The following is an 18,471-nucleotide window of genomic DNA, read 5'->3' on the forward strand; positions in this document are numbered from 1 at the left end:
TTCTTATGCAGATCTGAGGTTGACTAGACTTTAGATAGTGAATACATCTTCAAAGTAGGTTTCGGAGGTCATTATGACTACTTTTGATCACTACCAAGCACGTTATGAATCAACACAAGAAGAAGAGTACAGTGTTGCTGAATTCCTCGAAATTTGTAAAACCGATAAGTCTGCTTATGCCAGTGCACCTGAAAGGTTACTGATGGCCATTGGCGAGCCTAAAATGTTAGATACCGCTACCGATACTCGTTTAAGTCGCTTATTTTCGAACCGTGTTGTTGCACGTTACCCAGCATTTGCTGACTTTTATGGTATGGAAGACGCCATTGAGCAAATTGTGTCTTATCTAAAACATGCAGCACAAGGCTTAGAGGAGTGTAAACAAGTACTTTATTTACTCGGCCCTGTGGGTGGTGGTAAGTCATCAATTGCCGAAAAATTAAAGTATTTAATGCAACAAGTACCTATCTACTCCATTAAAGGCTCACCAGTTAATGACCATCCGCTGTCATTATTTGATCCCGTTGAAGATGCAAACCTACTCGAAAAAGAATATGGAATTAAGTCTCGTTACCTCAAAACGGTAATGTCGCCATGGGCCGCAAAACGTTTACAAGAATTTAATGGTGATATTAGTCAATTTAGAGTGGTTAAACGCTTCCCATCAATTTTAAATCAAGTTGCGATTGCTAAAACAGAGCCCGGAGATGAAAACAATCAAGATATTTCTGCTCTTGTCGGTAAGGTCGATATTCGCCAACTTGAACACTTTGCACAAAATGATCCTGATGCTTATGCCTATTCAGGCGCATTATGTTTAGCCAACCAAGGCTTAATGGAATTTGTGGAAATGTTTAAAGCCCCCATAAAAGTGTTACATCCGCTTTTAACAGCTACCCAAGAAGGTAACTATAACGGCACAGAAGGTATAAGCGCCCTGCCATTTAACGGCATGATACTCGCCCACTCTAATGAATCAGAATGGCAAACCTTTAAAAACAATAAAAACAACGAAGCCTTTTTAGACCGTGTTTATATTGTTAAGGTCCCTTATTGCTTACGAGTGACCGAAGAAATTAAAATTTACGATAAGCTTATTGAACACAGTGAGCTTTACAACGCCCCTTGTGCGCCAGGTACACTAAAAATTTTAGCCCAATTTACCACTCTTTCGCGCTTAAAAGAACCGGAAAACTCAAGCATTTACTCTAAGATGCGAGTTTACGATGGTGAAACCCTTAAAGACACCGATCCAAAAGCGAAGTCGTATCAAGAGTATCGTGATTACGCTGGTGTTGATGAGGGCATGACCGGTCTTTCAACCCGTTTTGCGTTTAAGATTTTATCGCGAGTATTCAACTTTGACACCACCGAAGTGGCCGCCAACCCTGTGCATTTGTTTTATGTGCTTGAGCAACAAATTGAGCGAGAACAATTCAGCGCTGAAGTTGAAGAACGTTATTTAAGCTTTTTAAAAGGCTATTTAATTCCACAATATGTTGAGTTTATAGGTAAAGAGTTACAAACCGCGTACTTAGAGTCATATTCAGAATATGGCCAAAATATTTTTGACCGCTACGTTATTTATGCTGATTTTTGGATTCAAGACCAAGAGTACCGAGATCCTGATACAGGGCAATTATTTGACCGTGATGCACTCAACGCTGAGCTTGAAAAAATAGAAAAACCTGCAGGTATTTCAAACCCTAAAGATTTTAGGAATGAAATTGTTAACTTTGTATTGCGTGCTCGTGCTCATAACAATGGCAAAAATCCGCTGTGGACAAGTTATGAAAAACTACGCACGGTTATTGAGAAAAAAATGTTCTCAAACACAGAAGACTTACTCCCTGTTATTTCATTTAATGCAAAAACATCAGCTGAAGATCAGCAAAAGCATGAGGACTTTGTTAACCGTATGGTTGAAAAAGGCTACACGCAAAAACAAGTGCGCTTGCTATCTGAGTGGTATTTACGGGTTAGAAAATCGCAATAACCTTCATAATTGCAGTTGTTAGGAGGTCATTATGGCGCATTTTATCGACAGGCGTTTAAATGGCAAAAACAAAAGCACGGTTAACCGCCAGCGTTTTATTAGGCGTTATAAAAAGCAGATAAAAGAAGCGGTGTCTGATGCGATAAATAAACGCAGCGTCACCGACTCTAGCTCTGGGGAGAGTATATCTATTCCGCAGCGTGATATTAGTGAACCTACTTTTCATCAAGGTAGAGGCGGTAATAGAGAGCAAATACACCCTGGGAACGATCAGTTCTCTACTGGCGACAAAATAGAACGCCCTAAAGGAGGCAAAGGCGGTGGCGCAGGCGAAGGTGAAGCAAGTGACTCTGGCGAAGGCCAAGATGAATTTGTTTTTTCTATCTCTAAAGATGAATACCTTGATTTGTTATTTGAGGATTTAGAACTCCCTAATTTGCAAGAAAACCAGCTTGATAAGCTCGTACAAATGAAAACCCATCGCGCTGGGTTTTGCAGCGATGGTATGCCCAGTAATATTGATGTAGTGCGCTCATTACAAGGTTCTCTAGCTCGTCGTATTGCAATGACCGCAGGTAAAAAACGCCGCCTTAGCGAGCTTGAGGGGCAACTAGCACTGCTGCTTGAACAACCACACTGTGATAAAGCCGCTGTGGCCTTATTACAAAAAGAAATCGACACACTCAAACAGCAAATAAAAACCGTGCCCTTTATCGATAATTACGACTTACGTTTTCGTAACTACGACAAACAACCACACCCAACCAGTAAAGCGGTGATGTTTTGTATTATGGATGTGTCAGGTTCAATGGATCAAGCAACAAAAGACATAGCAAAACGCTTTTACATTTTGCTTTATCAGTTTTTAACTCGCAGCTACAAAGACATCGACGTTGTATATATTCGCCATCATACCCAGGCCAAAGAAGTTGATGAGCAAGAATTTTTTTATTCACAAGAAACAGGCGGTACTGTTGTTTCAAGTGCACTAAAACTGATGAATGAAATAATAGCTGAGCGCTATAATGCTGATGAATGGAATATATACGCAGCACAAGCTTCTGATGGTGATAATTGGGCCGATGACACGCCCCAATGTGGGCACATTTTACGTAATAAAATACTTAAAGCTGTTCGCTATTTTGCCTATATAGAAATTACCACACGTGCTCATCAAAGTTTATGGCGCGAGTATCAAAACATTAGTCAAACTAACAGTAATTTTGCCATCCAGCATATCCAAGGTGTTGAAGATATTTACCCTATATTTAGGGAGCTATTTAAAAAAGGTCGTCAACAGCAAGGGGCTGCATAGCCAAAGCGAGGTAGCATTATGAAAGATAATCGAATAAGTGATGGGCCCGATTGGACCTTTGAACTATTGCAACAATACCAAGACGAAATAGCGCGTGTGGCTGAGCACTATAAGCTAGACACCTACCCTAACCAAATTGAAGTGATCACCGCAGAACAAATGATGGATGCCTACTCAAGTGTAGGCATGCCCATTGGCTACACTCACTGATCGTATGGTAAAAAATTTATTCAAACGGAGCAAAATTATAAACGCGGTCAAATGGGACTTGCGTATGAAATTGTGATTAATTCGAACCCCTGTATTGCTTACCTAATGGAAGAAAACACCCTTCCGATGCAGGCACTGGTTATGGCACATGCTTGCTATGGGCATAACTCATTTTTTAAAGGGAATTATTTATTTAAAACATGGACTGATGCAGGCTCAATTATTGATTATTTATTGTTTGCTAAAAACTATATTAGCCGCTGTGAAGAAAAGTACGGTATTTCCGAAGTAGAAAGCATACTCGACTCATGTCATGCGTTAATGAGTTACGGTGTTGATAGGTACAAACGTCCACAACGAATTTCGTTATTTGAAGAGCAAAAGCGTCAGCAAGAACGGGCTGAGTATTTGCAATCACAAGTTAACGAATTATGGCGTACCATTCCTTCTCAACAGCAAGAGTCAAAAAAACACGAACGCCACTTCCCGCAAGAGCCACAGGAAAATATTCTGTACTTTATTGAAAAAAATGCTCCTTTACTCGAGTCATGGCAACGAGAAATCGTCAGGATAGTGCGAAAAATATCACAATACTTTTACCCGCAAAAACAAACCCAAGTAATGAATGAAGGTTGGGCCACTTTTTGGCACTACACTATTTTGAACCATTTATATGATGAGGGAAAACTAACTGACTCATTTATGTTGGAGTTTTTACAAAGCCATACTAATGTTGTGTACCAACCTCCATACAATAGCGATTATTACTCAGGTATTAACCCCTATGCACTGGGCTTTAATATGATGGTTGATATACGTCGTATTTGTGAAAACCCAACAGAAGAAGATAAACGCTGGTTTCCTGAGCATGCGGGCAGTGACTGGCTCGAGACACTGCACTTTGCAATGCAAAATTTCAAAGATGAGAGTTTTATTAGCCAATTTTTATCCCCTAAGCTGATTCGGGATTTTAAATTATTCACCATAGTCGACCATGCTAGTAACCCACATTTAGAAATAGGCGCTATTCACGACGATAATGGCTACAAAGCGGTTAGAGAAGCACTTTCTGCACAATATAACCTTAGTAATCATGAGCCTAACATACAAGTTTACGATGTTGACTTACGCGGCGACCGCTCTTTAACCCTACGATATGTACCCCATAATGCCGTTCCACTGGCTAGCTCCCATGGGGAGGTATTAAAACATCTTTACAGACTATGGGGCTTTAAGGTAAAACTGGAACAGGAGTCAAATTCTGGTGAGATTTCAACCATTGGTCAATGTCCAATTGATGATTCACGCCATACAACAGAGTAAAAATAATGGACAAAAAAAAGCTTCTTGTACTGATTGATTCGGTTGAATTTGCAAAAACGTCATTGCAGCATGCTAAACAAAAAGCGCTGCAAGGGAATAAACATATTGATATTGTTGCATTTAGCTTTGAAGAAACCGGCAATATTTTATTTTCTCTGTCGCCAGAACAACTACTTGCGCTGCAAGATAAATGCCTTGCATCATTAAGGGCACAGTTGGAGCCACTGATTAGCGCTGAACTGGAGGGTTGCAGTTATACCTTTCAAACCGCATGGCATGAAGCCCCCGAGCAGTGGCTTAACGAAGATATTAATACTGATGACTACGAAATGGTGATAAAAACACGCCATATCGACAGCGACAGCCAATTTAGTGAACTTGATTGGCAACTTATCCGCTTTACACCCATCGCTTTGTATTTAGCGGCAGATAACAAGTGGCGCAAGCATACCAACATACTCGCCGCACTTGATTTAGCCAGCGAAAAAACCGCAAAACATAAGCTTAATCAGTCAATTATTAAATATGGCCTAGCATACGCACAGCGAACAGACTGTGAATTTTATGCCGGCTACACAGTGTATATTTCTCCAATATTAAGAGATTTAGGCTTAGTATTTTCAGAAGAGCAACTAGTCAATGCCTTTGAGAAATTACCTCAACCACAGCAACAACTCATTATTGATAATAACTTACGCGACAAACTTTATATTAAAGCGGGTTTACCTGAGCAGGTGATCCCAAGCTTAGCGGCCAAGCTCAATGCTGATTTAGTGATTATAGGATCTGTTGGGAATGTAGGAATTAAAGCAAAACTCATTGGTAATACTGCAGAAAAAATAATGCGCTTACTTAAAACTGACTTGCTTATTTTACCCCCCAATTAAAAAATGATGTCTAAGCATCATTTTTTATATCAGCGTATACCGACACTTTATTTCGACCTGTTTCTTTTGAATGATAAAGCGCTTTATCGGCAGCTTCAATCCAGCGTTCGTGATCTTTAAATTGATCATCAAAACACGCAATACCCACACTAATGGCCATATGCACCGTGTGCTCATTGTATTTCGCCGGAGAGGTTTCAATTAGCTGGCGTAAGCGTTCAGCAAATACAATAGCTCCTTGTTTATCGGTATCTAATAAAGTAACAACAAACTCTTCACCGCCGTATCGCCCAGCAATGTCTGTTTCACGCAATGCAGTTTTCAGTAAACTCGCTATATGACGAAGTGCTTCATCTCCAGCACTGTGTCCAAAATTATCATTTATCTTTTTAAAGTGGTCAATATCAAAAATTAATAACGAGCAACAACCTTCGTTTCGCTTCGTTCGTAAAAATTCTTGGTGCAGTAAGTGCTCCCAATGCCCTCTATTGGCAAGCTGGGTTAAACTATCTGTTTGGCTTACTTGTTCTAGTTTTTTATTTAACTCTTCTAGTTCTTTTTTGTTAACCGCAATATCTGTCACATCGTAAATAATAATACAAATATGCTCGACTTCGCCTCGCACATTGGTAAGTGGAATAAACGTGGCATTTTGATACATATAGTCCGCTTTACCGGTAATTGGTCGGTAGTTTTTAAAACGAAAAATATACGGCTGCTGCTCCCAAATAGTAAATGAACGATTCTTTAATACAAACACTGACTCAGATTTACTTCTAAACCATTTTTCATCAATGGCCGGAAATAAATCAAATAAGTCTTTGTCTTTCACAGCGCTCGGTAACAAACCAGAATGATTTTCCATAAAACCATTCCATACATGCACTTTGTATTCTCGATCGAGTACAACAAGACCGACATCAACCGTATTAAACATATCCATTAACCAATGGATTTCATTCAAATCTAAATCAGCTGGCATAAATATTTAATCTTCTAGTAGATGAGCAACTTTGTATTTCAAAGTTTTCAGTGAATCTTCAGTAAAGAGCAACATTAAATCACAACTAATATCATGATTTTCAATACCGTAACTTATTTCTATGGCTAGAGTCCGTTGCCAGCGCGACTTATTCGACTGAACAAGTTCAGAAACGTCCCGATGCTGCCCCAAAACTATTGGATGCCCTTGGCTAAAGGTCATGTCGAGCTGTTTTGACAAGCCGGTTAAAATAGCGCCAATTAAAATGTTACTTACATCCATTAGCAACTCTAACTCAACCTTGTCGTTTAGTTCACCTTCGTAATTCATCAGTGAGGCTATTTCTTTAAAACTAGAGTCATTTAAAAGTAATAATGCCTCGCCAGATACCCCGCCACCTATAAAGCCTTGGCAAATACCCGATGTAGTATCATTGGTATCAACAGAGCTTAACGCCATGTTGAGCTCACTGACTTCTAAAACATTAACATTAGGAATGGGTAACTTAACAAATACATTAAGCAGTCTTGCCAGTAAATCTCCAGCTTGACCCATGGCAACATTAGTAAGCTCTTGATATATATCACGAACATCAGGGTCAACTTGTTCACCTAACGAGTGAGACATGCGTTCACGCAGTGCTCTATCTCTAATACCATGATGTTCAATAATGGCAGCAAGCTTTTCTGGGGAACACGGTTTTTGAATAAAATCTATGGCGCCAAGCTCAAGCACACGTTGATGCGCACTCGGTTGAATATCGCCTGATACCACAACAGTGAGAACGTCGAGTCCTTGCTCTTTCATTGCAGCAAGCACGCCATAACCGTCCATTTCTGGCATATTTAAATCAAGGAAAAGAATTTCAGGCTGGGCTTTAGTTATTTGTTTTATGCAGTCTACACCGTCACATGCAAATTCAACTTTAATATCCCAATCATCGGGTAAAGACCGAGCTAATTGACGTCTAGCTAGTTTTGAATCATCACAAATTAAAACCGATGTTGACATATTATCTCTCTATTTTAAAACTTGTTGTACGCTGACACCGCAAAAAATAAAGGCACGGATATTATTAATTAATACCTATCTCTTATATATACATAGTAATCAAAGTATTGCTTATTTACAATTTTAGGGAAAATAAACGCGTCAATTATTCTGCTTGGTAACTCCATCACAGTATAATACACTCACCACTATTACGTTAATTCTTAAAAGGAAAAAATCCATGCGTCGTTCATTAGCCTTTGCATTGAGCCTGTTTTGTTGCACTAGTTTTGCATCAGAGTTACCTGAAAACACCTTAGATGCAGGAAAAGTAACAGCGCAAGGTAAACCTGTTACGTTACTAGGCCAAGGCCTTAAAGTCGGTGCTGATGCGCCAAATTTTAAAGTGGTCGACGACAGCTTTACTGCCATTACATTAGAAAATTACCAAGGGCAAGCCGTATTGATAAGCGTGGTACCAAGCTTAGATACTGGCATTTGTAGCCTACAAACAAAGCATTTTAATGAAAAAGTAGCGCAACAGTTTCCTGGCGTGGCCATGTTGACGATTAGTGCCGACCTACCTTTTGCACAAAAACGTTTTTGCAAAGCAGAGAATATCGATAAAGTTACGACACTGTCTGATTCTGTATGGCGTGATTTTGGCCAAAAGTATGGGTTAATAATTAAAGATATGGGGTTACTTACTCGCGCTGTTTTTATTCTCGATAAAAGCCATAAAGTTATATATAAACAATTAGTTAGTAGCTTATCAACCGAGCCTGAATACGATAGCGTTATTGAAAAGCTTAAAACGCTTTAAAGGTCGAATTTCAGATAATAAAAAACCGCTATGAAGCGGTTTTTTTGATTATGCTCTTAATTTTAGATAAAAATTAACCTAAAAGCTCAGCTAGTTGCTTGCTTACTGCTTCAACCGCTTGAGTACCGTCTAATTTATGGTACTGCGTATTACCAGCTTGCGCTTCTGCTTGGTAGTAGTCAACCAATGGCATTGTTTGCTCATGGTAAATGCCTAAGCGTTTACGAACTGTCTCTTCTGTGTCATCCGCACGGATAATAAGCTCTTCGCCTGTTTCGTTGTCTTTACCTTCCTCTTTTGGTGGATTGTAAACAACATGATAAACACGACCAGAACCAGGATGAACACGACGGCCACCCATACGCTCAACAATCACTTCATCAGCAACATCAAATTCAATAACGTGATCAACGACAACGCCATTATCTTTCATTGCATCAGCTTGTGGAATGGTACGTGGGAAGCCATCAAGTAAAAAGCCTTTCTCACAATCAGGTTTTGCAATGCGCTCTTTAACAAGGCCAATGATGATGTCATCAGAAATTAACTGACCTGCGTCCATTACTTTTTTTGCTTCAAGGCCAAGTGGTGTGCCCTCTTTAATTGCAGCTCGTAGCATATCACCGGTAGAAATTTGTGGAATACCGTATCTATCCATTAAAAACTGAGCTTGAGTACCTTTACCTGCACCCGGCGCGCCCAAAAGAATAATGCGCATATCATTGTCCCCTAATATGAGAGTTTATTTTAAAGTCTGAATTCTTCCACAAGCGCCGCAGATACTCAAGTAACTTATACTAATTGTCTAGAGTCTGTTGGCCTTTGCGGATTAATATTTGTGCAAACTAGGGGCACTTTAATAGCGGCGCAAGGTTTGCAACCTAGTAGGCTGAGTAAAAATCGAGCAAAGCTTCTGCGTCCTGCTCACGCCATTTGCCACCATCCATGTAGGCAGACAGACCCTTTCGGGCAGCGTCTATGCAGCAAATTTAACCTTTAAAAATCAATAAACTCTATGCTCCAGCGCATAAAAAAAGGGAACAAACGTTCCCTTTTTACTCAATCATTGATTTTTAATACTTATTTGCTTAAATCAAGCATAAGTTTATTTAAGCGAGTGACAAATCCAGTTGGATCTTTAAGCGTACCGCGCTCAGCTAGTAATGCTTGATCTAGCAATACATGTGACCACTGCGCAAACTTATCTTCGTCTTGCTCATCATTTAAATGCTTAACAATCTGATGCTCAGGGTTTAGCTCAAACACAGGTTTAGCTTCTGGCACTGCTTGACCTACTGACTCCATCAGCTTTTGCATTTGCGAGCTCATGTCGTTGTCGTCGCTCACCACACAGGCTGGCGAATCGGTTAAACGATGTGTAAAGCGTACTTCTTTAACATCATCACCTAATGCGGTCTTAATACGCTCAATAAGGCCTGCAACTTCTTTTTCAGACTCTTCTTGTGCTTTTTTAGTTTCTTCGTCGTCTAAGTCGCCTAAATCTAAATCACCGCGAGTAATTGATTGAAATTGCTTGTCTGCAAATTCAGTTAAGTGGCTCATCATCCACTCATCAACACGGTCACTTAGTAGTAAAACTTCAATGCCTTTTTTGCGGAAGATTTCTAAATGCGGTGAGTTTTTAGCTGCAATAAATGAGTCAGCGACAACATAGTAAATTTTATCTTGGCTGTCTTTCATACGCTCAATGTATTGTTCAAGCGAGACATCTTGAGTGTCTGAATCGGTATGCGTTGAAGCAAAACGTAATAGCTTAGCAATGCTCTCTTTGTTAGCCGCATCTTCTGCTGGGCCTTCTTTCATTACTTGACCAAATTCATTCCAAAACGTTTGGTAATCATCGGCTTTGTTTTTCGCCATACGCTCAAGCATTTTAATAATACGCGACGTACACCCCTTACGGATAGCTTGGGTCACTTTGTTATCTTGAAGTATTTCACGCGATACGTTCAGTGGTAAATCATTTGAATCTAATAGACCTTTAACGAAACGCAGGTAGCTTGGCATAAACTGCTCAGCATCATCCATAATGAATACACGTTGCACGTATAATTTTAAGCCACTTTGGCGCTCGCGGTTCCATAAATCAAACGGCGCTTTTTTCGGAATGTATAACAAACTGGTGTATTCAGTTTTACCTTCAACTTTGTTATGTCCCCAACTAAGTGGATCTTCCCAGTCATGGCTTACATGCTTGTAAAATTCTTTGTATTCATCTTCAGAGATTTCAGACTTATCACGCGTCCACAATGCCGTAGCACGGTTAATGCTTTCCCACTCACCAGGAACTGCTGGAATTTTCTCACCGTCTTCGCCTTCAGACTCTGGTACTTCTGCTTTGTACATTTGTACTGGTGTAGAAATATGATCAGAGTATTTAGTCACGATACTACGAAGGCGCCATTCGTCTGCGTACTCTTTTTCTTCTTCACGTAGGTGTAGAATAATGTCTGTACCGCGGCCTTCTTTTTCAATTTCTTGCAGCGTGTATTCACCTTCACCTTTTGATTGCCACTCTACAGCCGTTGTCTCGCCTGCTTTACGGGTACGCACTGTCACTTCATCAGCAACAATAAACGCTGAGTAAAAGCCCACACCAAATTGACCAATAAGTTGTGAATCTTTGCTTTGGTCGCCCGTTAAGTTTTTGAAAAACTCTGCGGTACCCGACTTTGCAATTGTACCTAAAGAGCTGATCACTTCATCACGTGTCATACCAATACCATTATCAGAAATGGTTACCGTATTGGCTTCTTTATCAGCACTAATACGTACACGTAAATCAGCATCACCTTGATATAAGTCGCCGTTTGATAACGCTAAAAAGCGTAATTTATCGGCTGCATCAGATGCATTTGATACAAGCTCACGTAAAAATATTTCTTTATTAGAATAAAGCGAGTGAATCATTAAGTTTAGTAATTGTTTTACTTCTGTTTGAAAGCCTAATGTTTCTTTTTGTGCTGCAGTCATTTATGTATCTCCAATTTGCAAAGTGTCTGCGTTATGCACTTAATATGGGGGGAGGTGTGAGAACTTCAAGGGAAAAAAGTAAAAAAAGCTGCCAGCAAAAAACAACAATATTATAAAAAACAATATCTGTTCAAAATGGGCTAGCGCAGTGTAAATGCATCGGCTTTTGAGTGCTTGGATGATGAAAGTATATATCGCTGGCATGTAACTGCAAACGCGACGCCATCCGCTCACTCTGTTCACTTTTATACAAATCGCAACCTAAAATAGGATGCCCAATTGCATGACTATGAATACGTAATTGATGCGTTCGACCAGTAACGGGGGTAAATTGCACTAACGTCTTGATTGGTTGTATAAAACGCTTAAGTACTGTGTAGTGTGTTAAGGCCGCTTTGCCTGTGGTGTTACATAACTTAACACGAGGAAAATAGAGTTTGTCTTTAGCAATCGGGTAATTTATTTGTCCGTGGTTATCGCACACTTTTCCTTGCAACATAGCGACATAGCGCTTGCTTATGGTGTGACTTTGAAATTGTTGATTGAGGTTTTTTGCCGACTCACTATTGAGTGCCACCAGCATGATCCCTGAGGTTCCAAAATCTAATCGGTGAGGTAACTTTGCTTCTGCAAAGGCGGCTGTTTTACCCTGTTGACCATTGACTAAACGATAATGAACGGAATCCCAATTTAGTGGGTTTTTACCCGACAAACTCAATAAACCGCTAGGTTTATTGATCACTAAAAGCGCCTCATCTTGATAAATAATTTTTATGTGTTCATGGCAAACAGGTGCGATAAAGTCATCAACAATCACATTAGCACTTTGGGTTATTGCAGCCATACCATCCTTAAACTTTTGTTTATATTGCAATTAAAGCCAACAAAAAAGCCTACAGCATGTATGTAGGCTTTTAAAGTAAGTTCAAATAGTTAAGCTTAAAATAAACTATTCATGGCTGACTAATCGCCTACCGCTAAATGCATGCATAAGCGTCATTCCATCGACTAAATCAAGCTCACCACCAACAGGAATACCATGAGCAATACGCGATGCACCCACATTGTTTTTGTGGCAAAGCTGAGCAATATAATGCGCCGTTGTTTCGCCTTCAACCGAAGGATTTGTGGCTAAAATGACTTCATTAATACCGCCTTGCGCAAGCTTTTGCTCGAGTACATCAAGGCCAATTTCTTTAGGCCCTATGCCATCAATCGGTGATAAATGCCCCATTAATACAAAGTAAAGCCCTTTGTATTGACCTGTTTGCTCAATGGCGAGTACATCCGTTGGCGATTCAACAACACATAAAATACCACTGTCTTGGCGTTTAGTGCTTAAGCAAATATCACACTGCGCCTGCTCGGTAAATGTGCGGCACGATTGGCAATGACCTACAGCGCTCATTGCTTTAGTCAAGGCATTACCAAGTTGAGCACCGCCTTTACGGTCGCGCTCTAACAAATGAAACGCAATACGCTGGGCAGATTTCGGGCCAATACCTGGCTGACAACGCAGTGCTTCAATAAGCGATGTTAAACTATCTGAAAGTTGCATAGTTGCTTAGAACGGCATTTTCATACCAGGTGGTAACTGCATACCGCCTGTCACTTTGCCCATACGCTCTTGCGTTTCTTCAGCAACACGGCGAACAGCATCATTACACGCTGCTGCTAATAAATCTTCAATCATGTCTTTGTCGTCTTCCATTAAGCTCTCATCAAGCTCAACACGGCGCACGTTGTGGTTACCAAGCATGGTTACTTTAACTAAACCGGCACCAGCTTCACCAACCACTTCCATTGTTGCGATTTCTTCTTGGGCTTTTTGCATGCGCTCTTGCATTTGCTGCGCTTGCTTCATCATGTTACCCATTCCACCTTTAAACATAATCGTCTCTCTTTCTTTTAATACATTAACTGGAGTATAAATAAGGGCACTGATGGTTAATTACAATGCCTGAATACTGTTTTCGTCAATTTCAGCGCTAAATAACTGTTGAAATTGTACTATATTTTCATCACTTGTGATCACATCAATCGCTTGCTGATGACGACCTGCATCAATTTTTTGTTGGATTAGATAAGGCGAGTCAATCACCCCACTGGCAAAGTCGATATTTAGCTCAACGTTATGTCCATAAATAGTCGATAACGCCACATTTAACTTTTGGCGCAGCAGAGGCGTATCTAAATGCTTTTGCGATTCATCCACTTCAATATGAAAATGATTGTCTTGCTTGGTAAAAATTGAATGCAAGGCAAACTGGCGCATGCGCCCGCCAAGCCCCATTCGCTTAATTAAATAAGCCCATTCATCTTGTTGATGGGCAAATCTAATTTCACTGATGGGGCTTTGAAAATCATCCGGCACCGGAATACTTGGTGCTTGTTCAACAACAGGAGCCGGTTTTTGCGGATTAATTTGCTCTAATAGCTCAGGTGCAAGATTTTCGGTAATTGTTTGATGCTTTGCTTTAAAGTCAACTTTATTTGCAGGTTTAGTGCTTACCTGTGGCTTGCTCCCTGACATGGGGAGCGCTGGCTTTTTTGGTAACTCATCACCCGTCTCACTATCCCATGGAGGCGGCTCCTGCGCTACAGCTTGAGGTGTATTGCTAATAGGTTTATCGACGGGCCTAGCAGGGGTCGATTTTGGCACAACAGGTTTTTCGGTTGCTGCGCTTGACAGTTTACCCGCACCGGAAATATTTCTGTCACGTAAAATACGCGCTATTGCAGACTGTGCACGTGCTTCTTGCTCGCCCATTGTTGGCGCTGAATGCTCAGTGCTACTAGGTACGTTTGATAGCTCAGGATTAAATCCTTGGTCAACCGCGCTACTCATTACATCATCGTATTGCGCTGCAATGGTTTGTTCTACATCGCTGTGCTGCATGTAGGCATCATCTTCGCTTTGACGCTGCGCTTGTTCATCGCTCATTGGCGTTGTATCAGACATGTTTGGCTGACTTTGTGTTGACTCTTGCTCAATGTGAGTCGGGCTATTATCAGAGCGCGAAACCTCAGGCTCAGGAGCCTCTATTGGCTGTGGATTATGTATTGATGGCTGACTTTCAGTGCTATTGCTCTGCGCTGGTTTATTTTTATTTAAAATATCACGCAATGCATTGGTACGCCCTGTGGCATTTTGCTCTGGCGCGGGTTGCGAGCTAGGTGCTGAATGCGTCGTTTGTGAGTGCTCAGGTTGAAATGCTAACAATCGTAGCATAATCATCTCAAACCCTAAGCGTGGCTCAGGCGCCCACTGTAAATCTTTTTTGCCATTCAGTAATAACTGATAATACACTTGAATTTGCTGAGCATGAGTGTGCGCTGCAACATGCTTAATGTAGTCAGCATTATTGCTATCAAGTGCTGCCGCTTCAGGCACTAATTGGCTTAATTGAATAATATGCGTAAGTGCAATTAAGTCATCAAGTAGTGCAATGTAATTAGGATTTCTGCTCGCGACTTGGGCAACTTCAGCCATTAAGGCTGCGCCATCCTGCGCGAGTAATGCAGCGAGTAAACTCTGACTATAATGGGTATCCATTAAACCAAGCATGGCTTGAACAGCTTGATTATTAATATCGCCATTTGTTTGGGCAATAGCCTGATCGGTCAGGCTCAGCGCATCTCGCATACTGCCATCAGCTGCTTTAGCAATAATACTTAGGGCATCATTATCAAAATTGAGCTGCTCTTGCGTAAGAACATGCTCAAGCTGTTGCTTAATTTCAGCTTGCGACAAGGCATTTAAATTAAACTGTAAGCAGCGCGATAAAATAGTTACCGGTAATTTTTGTGGATCGGTGGTCGCCAGTAAAAACTTTACATGCTCAGGTGGCTCTTCAAGCGTTTTTAATAAGGCATTAAAGCTGTGCTTTGACAACATGTGTACTTCATCAATTAAGTACACTTTATAGCGTCCGCGGGTTGGCGCATATTGAACGTTATCGAGTATTTCGCGAGTATCTTCAACTTTTGTGCGTGAGGCCGCATCTATTTCGAGTAAATCAATGTAGCGCCCTGCTTCTATATCAACACAGCTACTACATTGACCACATGGTGTGGCAGAAATGCCCTCATCACAATTTAAGCTTTTAGCAAAAATACGCGCAATGGTCGTTTTACCAACACCACGGGTTCCAGTGAATAAATAAGCGTGATGCAGTCTATTTTGACTCAGCGCATTAACCAGCGCTTGTTTAACATGAGACTGCCCAACCAATTCATGAAAGGTTTGAGGACGCCATTTTCTCGCTAGAACCTGATAACTCATCGATTATTCGCCTTCGAATTCAACCAATTTTAGGATTTTAATACCCATTTTTTCAACACGCTGCTCCCCACCTAGTTCAGGTAACGATACGACGAATGCTGCATCTGTGGCGTTGCCGCCTAATTTTGCAACCAACTTGGCTGTTGCTTCAATTGTACCACCGGTCGCCAACAAGTCGTCAACTAGCAATACTTTATCACCGGCTACAATCGCATCAGTATGAAGCTCTAATGTATCTTCACCATATTCGAGTTGGTAATCTTGGCGAATAACTTCGCGCGGTAATTTACCAGGTTTGCGAACAGGGATAAAAGGAATTCCCAAGGCATAAGATAGCGGTGCACCAAAAATAAAGCCACGCGATTCTGTGCCAATAATTTTAGTAAAACCTTGATCTTTATAGGCGTTAATAAATGCATCTATGGTTGCTTTAAACGCTTCAGGGTTTGCCATTAGGGTTGTTACATCGCGAAACATAATGCCCGCTTTAGGGTAATCAGCAATTGTAGTAATGCTGTTTTTGATAATTGCTGGTGTTACTTGAGTCATAATTTTAACTGCTCAATGGTTCATATTACAAAGCAGGTGATTATAACCTTAAGTGAGCGTAAATTGCGAGTTTGCGGTAGTTATAAAAATTCAGGAAGGGTAAACAAGATAAAAAAATATAAGGCTGATGAAAACAACAGCCCTATGAAATAAAGCAAAAATTACGTCAAGCTGGTGATCCAACCTAAAATAGCATTTAAACACCCTATTCCAGCAAACACGGCTAAAAATGCAAAAAAGTAAGCCGCATTAAACGGGTCTTTAAACTCTTTATCATCTGACATCGGTACAACCTTTTATTAAGCACAACAAATAAAGGCGTTATAATAGACGATGTGAAATAATCTATAAAGAGCTTAATCTTGATTTTTTGTCACTATAATTTGACGCTGTGCCATAGCCGTTAGGGTACTTAATGCGCCTTGAGTTATTTGCTCAAGGCTAAATTGAGGTGCATTTTCACTGACTTGCTGGCAAACATGCGCAAATGTGCTTCCTGCGTTATTGTCAATAATAGACAAAAGCATGGCGGTCATCGCATTAGTTGCTAAAAATTGTACTTCATCGTCTTTATCTCTGTACACCACAAAATAATGTGGCTGCTCAGAGGGCTGTTGCGGTTGAAACGCTTCGCTAATATGTTGTACGGGGAATTCATAGCTTAAGTTACGTGCCGTTTTAGATAAATATAAAGGGCTTTGAGTTAATTGATTCGTTACCAGTTCGCTCTCATCCAAGTCAGCCTGAGTTACCGATACATCAAGCTCAATCCATTCATAATGCGCCAGCGCTAGCATAAACACAGGGTCGCACTCTTTGGGCACATAACTTGTCATTAAATACGTTATAAACTCTTCAGCAATATCTAAAAAGTAAGGAGACTGGCAATCATGTTCACTAAAAAATTGACGAACCAGTAATAGCCACTGTTGCTCACTATAGAGTGTTTTTAAAACTGGAAATGCAGATGAAACAAAGCCATTAATATTATTAAAAAAAAGCTCCCGATAAATAGCCATACGTCTGTCTTCAACATCTGCTGGGCAAGGGTTCGTGTTGGGCTGGCGAATATGAGCCATAAACTCATTTTGAATATCGATAAAACTCATAGTTAATACTCTTTTAAAACCATGCTGTTGTTATTACTAGCTGCATAGGACTGTTTAAGCACTTTGCTCAGTGGATAACAGCTGCAGGTGCTTTGCTTGTAATTGATGAATTATATCCAGCTCTTTGGTTAACACGTTAATAGGTGGAATATTAAAGTCCCGCTCTAACAGCGTCGGAAATACACCATGTGTTTCATAAGCGCTATCAAGCAACTGCCATACGGGATCAATAACATCGGCGCCATGAGTATCTATAATCAAGTCCTCGGCTTCATTGTAGTGGCCTGCAACATGACAATAGGCAATTTTATTAGTTGGTAGCCCACTTAAAAACGCTTGTGCATCATAACCATGATTAATCGAGTTCACATAAATATTATTAACGTCTAATAGCAACTGGCAGTCTGCGTCTTCTAAAATAGCATTGGTAAATTCAAGCTCTGATAGCTGCTGACCAGGGGCACCATAATAAGACACATTTTCCAGCGCTAGCGGGCGTTCTAAAATATCTTGTACCTGTTTAACCCGAGAAACAACATGGTTAACCGCCTCCTCAGTAAAAGGAATTGGCATTAAGTCATACATATGGCCTTTACCTGAGCAATAGCTTAAATGTTCGCTATAAGCTTTAATATCGTGGTTATCAAAGAAAGATTTTAACGACTTTATAAATTCAATATCGAGCGGCTCAGGTGAGCCAATAGAAAGAGATAAACCATGGCAAACAAAATAATTAGTATTGGTTAACTGCTTAAATTGCTTTTCAAAGCGCCCACCTAGCTTTAACCAGTTCTCTGGGGCCACTTCCATAAACTCAATTTGTTTTGGTATGGCATGCTCAAGCTCATCTAGCATTTCTCTTCGCAAGCCTAAACCGACCATGCCAAAGTTAGGCGTTTGATTTTGAGCCATAATAAAACCTCATATTAAATAAAAAGGGCCTAATGGCCCTCTCACTTATCTGAAAAAGAAAAGTTTAGTGGCTACCACCACATTTACCTTCGCCGC

The 18,471-nt window shown here is 40.5% G+C and carries 16 protein-coding genes and 1 pseudogene; 5 read left to right on the forward strand and 12 right to left on the reverse strand.

The window, feature by feature from the left end; genetic code table 11:
• Positions 1-73: 73 nt before the first annotated feature.
• The 4 genes and pseudogenes from CWC14_RS15835 (at position 74) to CWC14_RS15850 (ending at position 5,731) form a co-directional block, all read left to right on the forward strand.
• Positions 74-1,996 (forward strand): PrkA family serine protein kinase, encoded by a 1,923-nt coding sequence (locus CWC14_RS15835; RefSeq protein WP_138563838.1) that lies wholly within the window; start codon positions 74-76, stop codon positions 1,994-1,996.
• Positions 1,997-2,027: 31 nt separating this feature from the next.
• Entirely contained in the window at positions 2,028-3,311 is a 1,284-nt protein-coding gene (locus CWC14_RS15840; RefSeq protein ID WP_138563840.1) for a YeaH/YhbH family protein, read from the forward strand.
• Positions 3,312-3,329: 18 nt separating this feature from the next.
• Positions 3,330-4,844 (forward strand): annotated as a pseudogene (locus CWC14_RS15845) (SpoVR family protein).
• Between the two features lie 5 nt (positions 4,845-4,849).
• Positions 4,850-5,731: a universal stress protein gene (locus CWC14_RS15850; protein ID WP_138563842.1), complete on the forward strand. Its 882-nt coding sequence runs from the start codon at positions 4,850-4,852 to the stop codon at positions 5,729-5,731.
• Between the two features lie 10 nt (positions 5,732-5,741).
• Here CWC14_RS15850 and CWC14_RS15855 read toward each other — a convergent pair whose 3' ends face one another.
• On the reverse strand, positions 5,742-6,713 hold the full coding sequence (locus CWC14_RS15855) for a sensor domain-containing diguanylate cyclase (RefSeq protein ID WP_024602943.1): 972 nt from the start codon (positions 6,711-6,713) through the stop codon (positions 5,742-5,744).
• A 6-nt stretch (positions 6,714-6,719) separates the two neighbouring features.
• Positions 6,720-7,724 (reverse strand): response regulator, encoded by a 1,005-nt coding sequence (locus CWC14_RS15860; RefSeq protein ID WP_035113247.1) that lies wholly within the window; start codon positions 7,722-7,724, stop codon positions 6,720-6,722.
• Between the two features lie 220 nt (positions 7,725-7,944).
• On the opposite strand from CWC14_RS15860, the gene tpx reads away from it, so the two are divergent.
• Positions 7,945-8,526 carry a thiol peroxidase gene (gene tpx / locus CWC14_RS15865; RefSeq protein ID WP_013465186.1) on the forward strand — a complete coding sequence of 194 codons (582 nt, stop codon included), beginning with the start codon at positions 7,945-7,947 and terminating at the stop codon, positions 8,524-8,526.
• A gap of 73 nt (positions 8,527-8,599) precedes the next feature.
• Here tpx and adk read toward each other — a convergent pair whose 3' ends face one another.
• The 10 genes from adk to CWC14_RS15910 form a co-directional block, all read right to left on the reverse strand.
• Entirely contained in the window at positions 8,600-9,244 is a 645-nt protein-coding gene (gene adk / locus CWC14_RS15870) for an adenylate kinase (protein ID WP_013465187.1), read from the reverse strand.
• 362 nt (positions 9,245-9,606) lie between these two features.
• Positions 9,607-11,520 (reverse strand): molecular chaperone HtpG, encoded by a 1,914-nt coding sequence (htpG, locus tag CWC14_RS15875; RefSeq protein ID WP_036954359.1) that lies wholly within the window; start codon positions 11,518-11,520, stop codon positions 9,607-9,609.
• A gap of 130 nt (positions 11,521-11,650) precedes the next feature.
• Entirely contained in the window at positions 11,651-12,364 is a 714-nt protein-coding gene (locus tag CWC14_RS15880) for an RluA family pseudouridine synthase (RefSeq protein WP_138563844.1), read from the reverse strand.
• Positions 12,365-12,469: 105 nt separating this feature from the next.
• On the reverse strand, positions 12,470-13,078 hold the full coding sequence (gene recR / locus CWC14_RS15885; RefSeq protein ID WP_024602877.1) for a recombination mediator RecR: 609 nt from the start codon (positions 13,076-13,078) through the stop codon (positions 12,470-12,472).
• A gap of 6 nt (positions 13,079-13,084) precedes the next feature.
• Positions 13,085-13,411, reverse strand: a complete 327-nt coding sequence (locus tag CWC14_RS15890) for a YbaB/EbfC family nucleoid-associated protein (RefSeq protein ID WP_010388590.1) — start codon at positions 13,409-13,411, stop codon at positions 13,085-13,087.
• A 60-nt stretch (positions 13,412-13,471) separates the two neighbouring features.
• Positions 13,472-15,805, reverse strand: a complete 2,334-nt coding sequence (gene dnaX, locus CWC14_RS15895) for a DNA polymerase III subunit gamma/tau (RefSeq protein WP_138563846.1) — start codon at positions 15,803-15,805, stop codon at positions 13,472-13,474.
• Positions 15,806-15,808: 3 nt separating this feature from the next.
• Positions 15,809-16,354, reverse strand: coding sequence for an adenine phosphoribosyltransferase (gene apt, locus CWC14_RS15900; RefSeq protein ID WP_013465193.1), 546 nt, complete (start codon positions 16,352-16,354; stop codon positions 15,809-15,811).
• A gap of 161 nt (positions 16,355-16,515) precedes the next feature.
• Positions 16,516-16,638: a hypothetical protein gene (locus CWC14_RS19940; RefSeq protein WP_255314607.1), complete on the reverse strand. Its 123-nt coding sequence runs from the start codon at positions 16,636-16,638 to the stop codon at positions 16,516-16,518.
• Positions 16,639-16,710: 72 nt separating this feature from the next.
• On the reverse strand, positions 16,711-17,463 hold the full coding sequence (locus CWC14_RS15905) for an HvfC family RiPP maturation protein (protein ID WP_036954349.1): 753 nt from the start codon (positions 17,461-17,463) through the stop codon (positions 16,711-16,713).
• Positions 17,464-17,517: 54 nt separating this feature from the next.
• Positions 17,518-18,375, reverse strand: coding sequence for an HvfB family MNIO-type RiPP peptide maturase (locus CWC14_RS15910; RefSeq protein WP_036954347.1), 858 nt, complete (start codon positions 18,373-18,375; stop codon positions 17,518-17,520).
• Positions 18,376-18,471 lie beyond the last annotated feature (96 nt).

The organism is Pseudoalteromonas sp. S3260 (assembly GCF_005886925.1).
Classification (GTDB): Bacteria; Pseudomonadota; Gammaproteobacteria; order Enterobacterales; family Alteromonadaceae; genus Pseudoalteromonas; species Pseudoalteromonas tetraodonis.

What these genes read in the sequence shown, in the direction of transcription:
- CWC14_RS15835 (WP_138563838.1), top strand. Translation starts at nt 74, where the DNA reads ATGACTACTTTTGATCACTACCAAGCACGTTATGAATCAACACAAGAA.
- CWC14_RS15840 (WP_138563840.1), top strand. Translation starts at nt 2,028, where the DNA reads ATGGCGCATTTTATCGACAGGCGTTTAAATGGCAAAAACAAAAGCACG.
- CWC14_RS15850 (WP_138563842.1), top strand. Translation starts at nt 4,850, where the DNA reads ATGGACAAAAAAAAGCTTCTTGTACTGATTGATTCGGTTGAATTTGCA.
- CWC14_RS15855 (WP_024602943.1), bottom strand. Translation starts at nt 6,713, where the DNA reads ATGCCAGCTGATTTAGATTTGAATGAAATCCATTGGTTAATGGATATG.
- CWC14_RS15860 (WP_035113247.1), bottom strand. Translation starts at nt 7,724, where the DNA reads ATGTCAACATCGGTTTTAATTTGTGATGATTCAAAACTAGCTAGACGT.
- tpx (WP_013465186.1), top strand. Translation starts at nt 7,945, where the DNA reads ATGCGTCGTTCATTAGCCTTTGCATTGAGCCTGTTTTGTTGCACTAGT.
- adk (WP_013465187.1), bottom strand. Translation starts at nt 9,244, where the DNA reads ATGCGCATTATTCTTTTGGGCGCGCCGGGTGCAGGTAAAGGTACTCAA.
- htpG (WP_036954359.1), bottom strand. Translation starts at nt 11,520, where the DNA reads ATGACTGCAGCACAAAAAGAAACATTAGGCTTTCAAACAGAAGTAAAA.
- CWC14_RS15880 (WP_138563844.1), bottom strand. Translation starts at nt 12,364, where the DNA reads ATGGCTGCAATAACCCAAAGTGCTAATGTGATTGTTGATGACTTTATC.
- recR (WP_024602877.1), bottom strand. Translation starts at nt 13,078, where the DNA reads ATGCAACTTTCAGATAGTTTAACATCGCTTATTGAAGCACTGCGTTGT.
- CWC14_RS15890 (WP_010388590.1), bottom strand. Translation starts at nt 13,411, where the DNA reads ATGTTTAAAGGTGGAATGGGTAACATGATGAAGCAAGCGCAGCAAATG.
- dnaX (WP_138563846.1), bottom strand. Translation starts at nt 15,805, where the DNA reads ATGAGTTATCAGGTTCTAGCGAGAAAATGGCGTCCTCAAACCTTTCAT.
- apt (WP_013465193.1), bottom strand. Translation starts at nt 16,354, where the DNA reads ATGACTCAAGTAACACCAGCAATTATCAAAAACAGCATTACTACAATT.
- CWC14_RS19940 (WP_255314607.1), bottom strand. Translation starts at nt 16,638, where the DNA reads ATGTCAGATGATAAAGAGTTTAAAGACCCGTTTAATGCGGCTTACTTT.
- CWC14_RS15905 (WP_036954349.1), bottom strand. Translation starts at nt 17,463, where the DNA reads ATGAGTTTTATCGATATTCAAAATGAGTTTATGGCTCATATTCGCCAG.
- CWC14_RS15910 (WP_036954347.1), bottom strand. Translation starts at nt 18,375, where the DNA reads ATGGCTCAAAATCAAACGCCTAACTTTGGCATGGTCGGTTTAGGCTTG.